The sequence below is a fragment of the Actinoplanes sp. NPDC051861 genome, from assembly GCF_040681145.1.
Classification (GTDB): Bacteria; Actinomycetota; Actinomycetes; order Mycobacteriales; family Micromonosporaceae; genus Actinoplanes.
The window spans coordinates 194,837-206,015 of record NZ_JBFAYE010000008.1; the positions used below are offsets into that span (position 1 = coordinate 194,837).

Here is an 11,179-nt window from a genome sequence, read left to right on the forward strand (position 1 = left end):
CCACTTCCGTGTGCGGTACCGCGCGTCTCCGCTTACATTCAGGTCTGTCGCTGGTTCCCAGTGTCGGCCAGGAGGCGCCATGCCGCACGTCGTGGTGATCGGAGGCGGCAACGCCGGGTTCAGCGCGGCGCACGCGGCCGCCGCCCGGGGCCGCGAGGTCCTGCTGCTGGAGAGGGGCCGGCCGGACGAGGCGGGCGGCAACAGCTTCTACACGGCGGGTGCGTTCCGGATCGCGCATCACGGTCTGGACGACGTGGCGGAACTGCTGGAGCCCGATCCCCGCAATGCCACAGCGGTGCTCACTCCGTACCCTCAAGATCTTTTCCTGAAAGACATGCGTGAGCTGACCGGTGGCCGGACCGACGCGGGGTTGGCCGGCGTCCTGGCGGCGGAGAGCGGGCCGGCGCTGCGCTGGCTGCACGGGCTGGGGCTGCGGTTCCGGCTGATGTTCGAGCGGCAGTCATATCCGGATGATTCGGGCCGGCATGTGTTCTGGGGCGGTCTCGCGGTCGGCAGCGTGGACGGTGGGAAGGGGCTGGTCTCGCAGCACACGCGGGCGGCGCTGGCGGGTGGGGTCGAGATCCGCTATGGACACCGGTGCGGTGATCTCGTGGTCCGGAACGGCCGGGTCTGTGGGGTGCGCTGGAGCGCGGCCGACGGGACGACCGGTGTCGTGGAAGCGGAGTCGGTGGTGCTGGCGGCGGGCGGGTTCGAGGCCGATCCGCGGTGGCGGCGGGAGCATCTGGGTGCGGGGTGGGAGCGGGCGCTGGTGCGCGGGACGCCGCTGAACACGGGGGACATGCTGCGGTCGGCGCTGGCCGTTGGCGCGGCTCGGGGTGGTGACTGGTCGAGCTGTCACAGCGTGGCGTGGGACGCGGGGGCGGCGACTTCGGGTGATCGGGAGCTGACGAACCGGCTCACGCGGCAGAGTTATCCGCTCGGGATCGTGGTGAACAGTTCCGGCCGGCGCTTCGTGGACGAGGGGGCGGACTTCCGGAACTACACCTATGCGAAGTACGGCGGGGAGATCCTCCGGCAGCCCGGGGGCCTCGCGTTCCAGGTGTTCGACTCGGAGATCCGGCCGTTGCTGCGGACCGAGGAGTATGACGCGCCGGGCGCTTCGGTGATCGTTGCTTCGTCGCTGGAGGAGCTGGCGCTGTCCGCTGGCATCGATTTGCCCAGATTTATCGGGACAGTTGAGGATTTCAATGCTGGGATCGACGAGAGTGTGCGTTTTGACGCCGCGGTGAAAGACGGGCGGGCGTCCCGGGTGGACCCGCCGAAGAGCAACTGGGCGCTGCCGATCCGAACGCCGCCGTTCTACGCGTTCCCGGTCACGTGCGGGATCACGTTCACGTTCGGCGGGCTGGCGGCGGATGAGCATGGGCGGGTGATGGATGCGGACGGCGCTGTCATTCCCGGCCTGTTCGTGTGCGGGGAGATGCTCGGCGGGTTGTTCAGCGGCAACTATCCGGGCGGCACCGGACTGACCGCCGGCACGGTGTTCGGCCGTCGCGCCGGGATGCTCGCTTAGTCACCGCTGCTAGAACGAACGTTCTATCCGCAAGAACGAACGTTCTATCCGGCGATCGCGCCAGCTGCCGCTGCCGAGGTGGGGGCTGATCGGCGGTGTGTGGTGCTGTGCGGCGGGCGAGGGATCGTCGATGCGCCGGTCCGGCCTGTCAGGGGGTGAGCCAGGTGAGGTCGACGGCGTTGGCGATGGCTTGCATGCCGGCGTTGCTGGGGTGGAGGTGGTCGCCGGAGTCGTAGGCGCGGGCGTAGCGGTCGGGGTCCGCCGGGTCGGCGGTGGCGTCGGCCAGGTCGAGGACGGCGTCGCAGCCGGTGCCGGGGGAGCGGATGAACGTGTTGAAGGCGGCTCGGCCCTGTTCGGCGGCCTCGGTCCAGTAGCCCGCGCCGCGGAACGGGGTCAGCGTCGAGCAGATCACGGTGAGGCCGGCGGCGCGGGCGCGGGAGACGAGCTGCTCGAACTCGGTGATCAGGGTGGCTGAGGGGGTGCCGGAGTTGCCGAGGTCGTTGATTGCTACGTCGGAGAGGATCACCCGGCGGGCGCCGGGCTGGTCCAGGACGTCGCGCTGGAGGCGGCGGCCTGCGCGGTCGCCGAAGCGGTCGGCGGTGAGCTGGTTGCCGCTGATGCCGGTGTTGAGCACGCCTACGGTATGGCCGGCGGCGCGCAGGCGGTCGGCGAGGAGGTTGGGCCAGCGGCGGTTCGCGCTGACCGCCGAGCCCACGCCGTCGGTGATGGAGGCGCCGAAGGTCACCACGGCGCCGGTCGCGCCGGGGTTGCGGACGTCGAGGCCGGACAGGAAGGAGTAGCTGGTGGTGGCTCTGGCGCCGGACAGGGTGGCGGCGGCGCTCTGATCGCCGGCGGCCACGTAGTTGTGCTGTGTGCCCGCACCGTGTCCGGTGCTCGGGCCGGTCTCGCCGGGGACGTACAGGCTGACGGCCACGTCGCCGTCGGCGGGCACCGGGAACGTCACCTCGTCGCTGACCACCGCGTCGCCTGCCGGGATCGTCACCGACGCGGCGCCGAGGAACGTCAGGGGGCGGACGGTGGCCGGGGCGACGGCGCTGCCCCGCGCCGGGCGGGCCAGGTTCGCGCTGGTCACGGTCAGCGGGCCGGTCCCGTGAACGTTGGAGAGCCGGATCCGGGCGCTGCCGCCGCCGATGCTGGTGTGCACGATCTGCCGCAGGGTCTGCTGCTTGAAGGTCCGCTCGCTCGGCTGGACCGCTATCGCCCAGGTCCCGACCCACGGCACCGCCGCGACGCCCGGCGACCCGGAACCCGTGGGACCCGGCGACCCGGAACCCGTGGGACCCGGCGACCCGGAACCCGTGGGACCCGGCGACCCGGAACCCGTGGGACCCGGCGACCCTGTGGGACCCGGCGACGCGGTGACCGCCGGCTCGGACCGATCTGGCGCTGTGCAAACCGCTGCCGTGCCCGTGGTCATCACGCCTAAGGTCGCAGCAGCCGCGATGACCCCCCTTATCCGCATATAACTGACATTTACTCGCGACTGGCCTGCGGATCCTCACATTCCTCGAGGTCAGTGGGAAATCCGGGCGAGGGCGCCGATCTCCAGGGCTGCCCAGAGTGCGCCGTCCGGGCCGAGGGTGATGCCGTGGGGTTCGGAGTTCGGGGTGGGTAGGTCGTGGGTGGTGATCGTGCCGGTGGGGGTGATGCGGCCGATTCGGTTGGCGCCCCACTCGGTGAACCAGAGTGCGTTGTCGGCGCCGGTGGTGATGGCGTGTGGGCGGGCTGCGGGGTCGGGCAGCGGGAACTCGGTGATCTCCCCGTCCGGGGTGATGCGGCCGATCTGGCCGGCGCCGATCTCGACGAACCAGAGTGTGCCGTCCGGTGCGGCGGTGATGCCGACGGGTGCGGCCACGTCGGTCGGCAGTGGGTGGAGCGTGAGATCGCCTGCGGTGGTGATCCGGCCGATGGCGTTCGCCTGGTTCAGGGTGAACCAGAGGGCGCCGTCGGGGCCCGCCGTGATCGCCGACGGGAACGCGCCGGTCACCGGCAGCGAGAACTCGGTGACCGCGCCGTCCGTGGTGATCCGCGCGATCCGGTCGGCCGTCGTCAGCGTGCACCAGAGGGCGCCGTCCGCGCCGGCGGTGATCCCGAACGGGCCGCACTCCGGCGTGGGCAGCGGGACGGACGTGATCTTGCCGGCCACGGTGATGCGGCCGATGCGGTGCGAGCGGTACTCGGTGAACCAGAGCGCGCCGTCCGGGCCGGGCGTGATGATCGTCGGGCCGGAGCCTGGCGAGACGGGATGTATAGCTGGTTGCTCGCCGGGGACGAGACGGCCGATCGCGGCGCTGTGCACGAGGGTGAACCACAGCGCGCCGTCCGGGCCGGTGGTGATCGCGTAGGGGCCGGCGTCGGCTGCCGACACGGTGATCTGCTCGATGCTCATCGGTTCGATGATTCACGGGACGCGCGGGAGGGACCACTGATTTGCGCGTGCGGCGCGCTGCGGCCCGGTGTCGCGCCTGGTCGCGGGTCTAGATGAGGCAGAGCGCGACGTCGCGTACCCCTGGAAGAAGAAGGTGCCGCGGAGAGATCTCTCCGCGGCACCCGGCGTGCGAAACGGTCAGCTGGCGGTGCAGGTGACCGGCGAGGGGTTGTTGTTGGTGGTGCCGCGCGACGCGGTGAAGCCGAAGCTGGCCTCGGCGCCGGCGGCGAGCTTGCCGTTGTAGGCGGCGTTGCGCGCGGTTACCGCGGAGCCGGAGGTGGTCACGGTGGCGTTCCACGAGTTGGTGAAGGCCTGGCCGTTGGGCCACGTCCAGGTGACGGTCCAGCCGTTGATGGCAGCCGCGCCGGCCTTGATCGTGACGGTGCCCTGGAAACCGCCGGGCCAGTTGTTGGTCACCGCGTAGGTGGCGGTGCAGGCGCCACCACCGCCGGGGTTGCTCGGGCTCGGGGAGCCCGGGTTGCTGGGCGACGGCGAGGGTGAGGACGACGACCGGCTCGGCGACGGTGTGGTCGCGCCGTACACGGTGGCCAGCTTCGATGTGGCCTTGATGCCGTTCGCGCCGTTGAAGATGCGCTGGCCCCACGTGGTCAGGGCGGACGCGTTGAAGTTGGTGACCATGTCGAGGTACTCGACGCCGCCGCCGTTGCCGGACCAGGACCAGCCGAGGTAGCCGATGCCGCGCGACTGCGTGGTGGCGAAGATGGTGTCCTCGTCGGGGTCGCCGTCGGAGTGGTTGAAGCCGAACTCGCCGACGACGATCGGGAGGTTCGCGGTCTGGAACCGGCCGAGGTAGTCGTTGATCTCGGCGGCCGTGTCGAAGACGCCGTACATGTGGATCGAGAAGACGGTGTTGCGGTTCGGGTCGGCGGCGAAGACCGAGGCGGCGTTGTCACGCATGTAGAACTGCCAGTCCTGGCCCCAGTTCGGCGCGTCCACCATGATCTGGTGCTGGAAGCCGGCCGAGCGCAGCCGGGTGATCGCCGACCGGGTGTCGGCGGCCCAGTTGGCGGAGGCCGAGCCGTTGCCGTACGGCTCGTTGCCGATGTTCAGGATGACGTAGTTCTCCTGGCCGTCCAGCGCGCTCTTGATCGAGATCCAGTAGTCGACGGCCTGGGAGAGCGTCGCGGCGCCGGACTGCTCGCCGTAACCGGTGGTGTCATGCACTTCGAGGACGCAGATCAGCCGGTTCGCCTTACATTGGCTGATCACGTTGGCGACGTCCGATGCCGGGTTTGCCGTCCAGCGCTGGCCGCTGCCGAGGACGACGCGGACGGTGTTGGCGCCGAGCGCCGCGATGTTGGCGAGCGAGGAGCTGGTCTGGCTCGCGTACCAGGTGTGCGCGTGGTTGACGCCGCGCATCACGAACGGGTTGCCGTTGCCGTCGAGGATCCGGGTTCCGGAGACGGTGAACCCGGTGGCGGCCTGAGCGGGCTGTGCCACCACGAACACTGTCGCGGCGGCGGTCAGCACGGCGATGAGGCCACCCCACCATTTCGATTTCATGGGTTCCTCCCTGTCCGCCGGGTGCGGTGGCGGACGGTCGTGGGGATGCTCCCGGGGGACGGGGTTTTGGGAGCGCTCCCACGATGCGCCCCATGTTTCACGCTTGTCAATGGAGAATCTAAAACGGCTTAACTAAGCGGGTCAAGTCGGGCGCTCGATAGATCCGGGCTGATGAGGCCGCCGAAGTGGCGCACTGAGCGACGACCGGAAACCTGGTCTTGACACATCAAACTTAAGCGACTTAATAATGGCCCGATGTATGACCTCTTCTCCCGTCACGGCCGCCGGGCAGGCGCGGCCGTCGCGGCCACGGCCGCGATAGCGCTCACGCTGACCGGGTGTTCCGACTCTTCCGACGCAGACAAGTCCAACAGTGGTGCGAACAGCACGGTGACCGTCTTCAACGGCGCGACCGGCACCATCGTGGAGAACTGGAACCCGTTCTCGCCGACCTTCCTCCAGCCGACCAACGGGCTCATCTTCGAGCCGCTCTACTACTTCAACTTCGCCACCGAGGCCGAGCCGACACCCATGCTCGCCACGGCCCACTCCTGGAGCCCGGACGGCAAGGTGCTGACCATCACGACCCGTGAGGGCGTGAAGTGGTCAGACGGCCAGCCGTTCAGCGCCAAGGACGTGGCCTTCACGTTCGACCTGATCAACAAGACGAAGTCGATCAACGCGACCGGCCTCAAGCTCACCTCGGCCGTGGCCAAGGACGACAAGACGGCGGTTCTGACGTTCCCGGTCACCTCGTACACCGAGGAGGCGGCGATCGTCGGCAACACCCCGATCATCCCGGAGCACATCTGGGGCAAGGTCACCGATCCGGCCAAGACGATCAACCAGAACCCGGTCGGCACCGGGCCGTACAAGCTCAAGCAGTTCACTCCGCAGAGCTATGTGATGGAGAAGAACGCGACCTACTGGCAGCCGGACAAGCCGCAGATCCAGAACGTCCGCTACATCGCGCTGGCCACCGCCGACGCCGCGAGCGCCGCGCTGGTCGCCGGCCAGGTCGACTGGATGAGCGCGTTCCTGCCCGGCCTCGAGCAGCTGATCGCGGGCAACAAGAGCCTGACGTACGTCAACACCCCGGCCATGACCACCTCGATCTTCACCTGCGCGAACGCGTCTCTCGGCTGCAAGGGACCGCAGACCGACGTGGCCGTACGCCAGGCGATCTACCACGCCCTCAACCGCGACCAGCTCAACAAGCTGGCCGGTGGCGGTTTCGCCGAGCCGGCGTCACCGACCATGCTGCCGCCCAAGCGCGACCAGAAGTGGATCACCGACCCGGCGCACGCCACGATCCCGGGCACCCCGGACGCCGCCAAGGCCAACCAGCTCCTGGACGCCGCCGGCTGGGCCAAGGGCAGCGACGGCATCCGCGCCAAGGGCGGTGAGCGGCTCTCGCTGACCATCCAGACGGTCACCGGCTGGAGCGACTACATCTCGCTGAACGACGCGATGACGCAGCAGCTCAAGGAGGTCGGCATCGAGCTCAAGCCGAGCCAGCTGGCCTGGAACGAGTGGAACAACAACCAGGTGCAGGGTAAGTACCAGCTCTCGCTGGACTCGATCGGCCTCGGCGCGTCGACCAACCCGTTCGCGACGTACAGCCTCAAGTACGTCACCAAGACCACCGCGAAGGTGGGCGAGGCGGCCGGCACCAGCGGCAACTACTCGCGGTACAGCAACGCGACGGTCGACAAGGCGGTCGAGACGGCCTCCGGAACCGACGACGAGGCGGCGCAGAAGGCCCAGTACGCGATCATCCAGAAGGAGATCGTGAACGACCTGCCGTACATCCCGATCTACCTCAACTCGATGCTGACCGAGTTCAACACGAGCAACGCCACCGGCTGGCCGACCAACGACGACAAGTACGCGCTGCCCGCGTCCTGGAAGCAGTGGGACAACGGCATCGTGCTGGCGAACCTCAAGCCGGCGAAGTAACCCATGTACCTGCTCCGGAAGGCCGGGTTCTACCTGGTCGCCCTCTGGGCCGCGCTGACGGTCAACTTCTTCATCCCGCGGCTCATGCCCGGCGACCCCGTCGAGATCATGATCTCGAAACTCGGCCAGAAGGGGCCGGTCAGCCCGGAGACCCGGGCCTCGATCGAGGCGCTGCTCGGCACGAACACCAGCGAACCGCTGTGGAACCAGTACCTGGACTACCTGTCCAGCCTGGCCGCCGGTGACCTGGGCGTGTCGGTCACGTTCTTCCCCGCCTCGGTCAGCGACATCATCGGGCAGACACTGCCCTGGACCATCGGCCTGATCGGCATGGCCACGATCATCTCGTTTCTGGTCGGCGTGGGTCTCGGCACCCTCGCCGGCTGGAAGCGGGGCTCCTGGCTGGACAGCCTCATCCCGGTCACCACGATGTTCCAGTCGGTGCCGTACTTCTGGCTGGCGCTGATCCTGCTGTTCCTGTTCGGCAGCGTCTGGCCGATCTTCCCGCTCAACGGCGGGTACGACGTCTACAACGTCACGCCCGGCTGGAACGGCCCGTTCATCGCGTCGGTGATCTACTACGGCACGCTGCCGGCGCTGACCATCATCCTGTCGTCGGTCGGCGGCTGGATGCTCGGCATGCGCAACATGATGGTCTCCACCCTGTCGGACGACTACATGGTCACCGCGGAGGCGAAGGGCCTGCGACCGGGTCGGATCATGCGACGGTACGCGGCCCGCAACGCCATCCTCCCGTCCATCTCCGGCTTCGCCATCTCGCTCGGCTTCGTGGTGGCGGGCTCGATCGTCACCGAGGCGGTCTTCTCGTACCCGGGCATCGGCTCGGCGCTGCTGCAGGCCGTCGGTGGCAACGACTACGCCCTCATGCAGGGCATCTTCCTGATCATCACGCTGTCGGTACTGGGCGCGAACCTCCTGGTCGACCTCCTGTACTCGGTCATCGACCCGCGCACGAGGAGCAGCTCATGACCACCGACGTCGTCGCGATGACGGCACCCGTCGCCCGCCGCCGCGTCACCCTGCCACCGATGACCGGCAAACTGGCGGCCGGGCTGATCATCGGCGGGCTGATCCTGGCTTTCGGGCTGATCGGCCCGCTGTTCGTCCAGGATCCCTCGCAGGTCAGCGACATCGGGCTGACCGGGCCGAGCGCCGATCATCTGCTCGGCACGACGCAGACCGGCCAGGACGTGCTCGCGCAGCTTGCGTACGCGACCCGCGGCTCTCTCGCGGTCGGAGCCATCGTCGGCGTGCTGACGCTGCTGCTGTCCGCGTTCTTCGGCATCGTCGGCGCGTACGCCGGCGGCTGGCTGGACGAGCTGTTCTCCCTGTTCACCAACATCATGCTGGTCATTCCGGGCCTGCCGGTGGTCATCGTGATCTCGGCGTACGTGCCGGAGAAGAGCCTCCTGCTCGTCTCCGTTGTCCTCGCCATCACCAGCTGGGCCGGGTCCGCCCGGGTGCTGCGCGGCTCCACGCTGAGCCTGCGCAGCCGCGACTACGTGCTCGCCTGCCGGGTCGCCGGGGAGAAGCGGTGGCGGATCCTGCTCGTCGAGATCCTGCCCAACCTGATCCCGCTGCTGGCCACCCAGGTGGTCTTCGCCGTGATCTTCGCGATCCTCGGTGAGGCCGGGTTGTCGTACCTGGGCCTGGGCGCCAGCGGCTCGTTCACCTGGGGCACGATGCTCTACTTCGCGCAGAACGGGCTGGCGCTGCGGCTCGGCGCGTGGTGGTGGTTCGTACCGCCGGGACTGATGCTGGCCCTGTTCGGCGCCGCGCTGTCCCTGATCAACTTCTCGATCGACGAGATCATCAACCCGAAGCTGCGCAACCAGACCCGGTCCGCCCGGCGGGGCTGGCGGATGTCCCGCGAGCAGCTGCGCAAGGCCAAGGAGTCGACGCTGTGAAGGTTCTGACCGTCGAGAATTTCAGCGTGGACTACCTGGTCGACCCGGTGGTCCATGCGGTGCGGGACGTGTCCTTCGAACTCCAGCGCGGCGAGGTGCTCGGTCTGGCCGGCGAGAGTGGTTGCGGCAAGAGCACGCTTGCGTACGGAATAATCCGGCTCCTGAAACCCCCCGCCTCGATCACCTCCGGGCACGCGGTCTTCCACTCCCGTGAGGGCTACGACATCGACTGGAACGAGCTCTCGCCGGAGGACCTGCGGGCCGCTCGCTGGGACAAGATCTCGATGGTCTTCCAGGGCGCGATGAACTCCCTCAACCCGGTGATCTCCATCCGTGATCAGTTCGAGGACATCTTCGAGACGCACCGGCCCGAGCTCTCTCGTCGGGTCCGCCGGCAGCGCTGCGGTGACCTGCTCGAACGCGTCGGGGTCGACCGGGCCCGGCTCACCTCCTATCCGCACGAGCTCTCCGGCGGCATGCGCCAGCGAGTCATGATCGCGATGGCGATGGCCCTCGAACCCCAGATCATGATCATGGATGAGCCGACCACTGCTCTCGACGTCGTCGTCCAGCGGGAGATCCTGCGCGAACTCACCCGGCTGCGCGACGAACTCGGCTTCGCGGTCATCTTCATCACCCACGACCTGCCGCTGCTCCTGGAGATCAGCGACCGGATCGCGGTGATGCGCCACGGCTCGATCGTGGAACTGGACACGGCGCTGTCGCTGTACACCAGCCCGAAGCACGAATACACCCGCCAGCTGCTGGCCTCGTTCCCCAGCCTCACCGGGGACCGCGGCTCGTTCGTGCGCGGCGCGATCGACGAGAGACTGCTGGAGTTGGACGCCGTCGAGGGGGCCTCATGACCACGTTGGAAGTGCGCGGGCTGGTCAAGGACTATCGGTTACGGTCAGGATTGCGTACGACGAAACTACGCGCGGTCGACGACGTCAGCTTCACCCTCGACCACAGCAGGACGGTCGCCCTCGTCGGGCAGAGCGGCAGCGGCAAGTCGACCATCGCGAAACTGTTGCTCCAACTCGAACAGCCGTCCTCCGGCGACATCCTGCTCGACGGCAAGCCGGTCGCCCGCCGAGGCACCGGCCTGGTCGAATACCGGCGAACCGTCCAGATGGTCTTCCAGGACCCGTTCGCCTCCCTCAACCCGTTCCACACCGTCGAGCACCACCTCACCCGCCCCATCCGCCTCCACCACCCGCGGATGACCGACGCCGAGGTGCACAAGCGGGTCCTGCACCTGCTCGAACGGGTTCGCCTCACCCCCGCTGAACACGTCGCCCACCGCCGCCCTCATGAACTGTCCGGCGGGCAGCGCCAGCGGGTGGCGATCGCGCGGGCGCTGGCTCCGGAACCGGGCGTCCTGATCGCCGATGAGCCGGTCTCGATGCTGGATGTGTCGATTCGGCTCGGCGTGCTGAACCTGCTGGCGACGTTGCAGCGGGAGGAGGATCTCGGGGTTCTCTACATCACGCATGACCTGGCTACGGCTCGGCACTTCTCGGACGAGATCCTGGTGATGTATCGGGGGCGGATCGTGGAGCGGGGGCCGGCGGACGAGGTGATTCTGAATCCGCAGCATGAGTACACGAAGACGTTGGCGGACGCGGCGCCCAATCCGGAGCGGCGGCTGGGGGAGTTGCGCAGTCCGCAGTGAGTTTCCGCAGTTTGCGGCTTTGTTGGGCCGGTCCGGCTCAGTCGGTGGTCACGGTCGGCCAGCCAGGCGGCGGGGGTGCGTGGTTGCGGCCGTTGCGCCGGTTGCGGTGG

General features: G+C 68.5%; 9 protein-coding genes. 6 read left to right on the forward strand and 3 right to left on the reverse strand.

Annotation, left to right across the window (positions count from 1 at the left end; genetic code table 11):
• Positions 1-79 precede the first annotated feature (79 nt).
• Entirely contained in the window at positions 80-1,534 is a 1,455-nt protein-coding gene (tcuA, locus tag AB0M02_RS22940; RefSeq protein ID WP_364229789.1) for an FAD-dependent tricarballylate dehydrogenase TcuA, read from the forward strand.
• Between the two features lie 148 nt (positions 1,535-1,682).
• Here the strand turns inward: tcuA and AB0M02_RS22945 are convergent, their stop codons facing one another.
• The 3 genes from AB0M02_RS22945 to AB0M02_RS22955 form a co-directional block, all read right to left on the reverse strand.
• The gene (locus AB0M02_RS22945) at positions 1,683-2,777 is read right to left on the reverse strand and encodes a GDSL-type esterase/lipase family protein (protein ID WP_364229791.1); all 1,095 of its coding nucleotides are present in this window, start codon (positions 2,775-2,777) and stop codon (positions 1,683-1,685) included.
• A gap of 291 nt (positions 2,778-3,068) precedes the next feature.
• Positions 3,069-3,944 (reverse strand): virginiamycin B lyase, encoded by an 876-nt coding sequence (locus tag AB0M02_RS22950; protein WP_364229793.1) that lies wholly within the window; start codon positions 3,942-3,944, stop codon positions 3,069-3,071.
• Positions 3,945-4,121: 177 nt separating this feature from the next.
• On the reverse strand, positions 4,122-5,507 hold the full coding sequence (locus AB0M02_RS22955; RefSeq protein WP_364229794.1) for a cellulase family glycosylhydrolase: 1,386 nt from the start codon (positions 5,505-5,507) through the stop codon (positions 4,122-4,124).
• Between the two features lie 255 nt (positions 5,508-5,762).
• On the opposite strand from AB0M02_RS22955, the gene AB0M02_RS22960 reads away from it, so the two are divergent.
• From AB0M02_RS22960 to AB0M02_RS22980, 5 genes are read left to right on the forward strand one after another with little or no spacing between them, the layout of a single operon-like run.
• Complete coding sequence (locus tag AB0M02_RS22960) at positions 5,763-7,466, forward strand: ABC transporter substrate-binding protein (RefSeq protein WP_364229796.1); 1,704 nt, start codon at positions 5,763-5,765, stop codon at positions 7,464-7,466.
• A gap of 3 nt (positions 7,467-7,469) precedes the next feature.
• On the forward strand, positions 7,470-8,456 hold the full coding sequence (locus AB0M02_RS22965) for an ABC transporter permease (RefSeq protein ID WP_364229797.1): 987 nt from the start codon (positions 7,470-7,472) through the stop codon (positions 8,454-8,456).
• Positions 8,453-9,394 (forward strand): ABC transporter permease, encoded by a 942-nt coding sequence (locus AB0M02_RS22970; protein ID WP_364229798.1) that lies wholly within the window; start codon positions 8,453-8,455, stop codon positions 9,392-9,394. The genes AB0M02_RS22965 and AB0M02_RS22970 overlap by 4 nt, the downstream gene beginning before the upstream one ends.
• On the forward strand, positions 9,391-10,260 hold the full coding sequence (locus AB0M02_RS22975) for an ABC transporter ATP-binding protein (RefSeq protein WP_364229799.1): 870 nt from the start codon (positions 9,391-9,393) through the stop codon (positions 10,258-10,260). Before AB0M02_RS22970 ends, AB0M02_RS22975 begins: the two co-directional genes overlap by 4 nt.
• On the forward strand, positions 10,257-11,069 hold the full coding sequence (locus AB0M02_RS22980) for an ATP-binding cassette domain-containing protein (RefSeq protein ID WP_364229800.1): 813 nt from the start codon (positions 10,257-10,259) through the stop codon (positions 11,067-11,069). Before AB0M02_RS22975 ends, AB0M02_RS22980 begins: the two co-directional genes overlap by 4 nt.
• Positions 11,070-11,179: the final 110 nt, after the last annotated feature.

Coding starts and splice junctions, on each gene's coding strand:
- tcuA (WP_364229789.1), top strand. CDS start 80: ATGCCGCACGTCGTGGTGATCGGAGGCGGCAACGCCGGGTTCAGCGCG.
- AB0M02_RS22950 (WP_364229793.1), bottom strand. CDS start 3,944: ATGAGCATCGAGCAGATCACCGTGTCGGCAGCCGACGCCGGCCCCTAC.
- AB0M02_RS22955 (WP_364229794.1), bottom strand. CDS start 5,507: ATGAAATCGAAATGGTGGGGTGGCCTCATCGCCGTGCTGACCGCCGCC.
- AB0M02_RS22960 (WP_364229796.1), top strand. CDS start 5,763: ATGTATGACCTCTTCTCCCGTCACGGCCGCCGGGCAGGCGCGGCCGTC.
- AB0M02_RS22965 (WP_364229797.1), top strand. CDS start 7,470: ATGTACCTGCTCCGGAAGGCCGGGTTCTACCTGGTCGCCCTCTGGGCC.
- AB0M02_RS22970 (WP_364229798.1), top strand. CDS start 8,453: ATGACCACCGACGTCGTCGCGATGACGGCACCCGTCGCCCGCCGCCGC.
- AB0M02_RS22980 (WP_364229800.1), top strand. CDS start 10,257: ATGACCACGTTGGAAGTGCGCGGGCTGGTCAAGGACTATCGGTTACGG.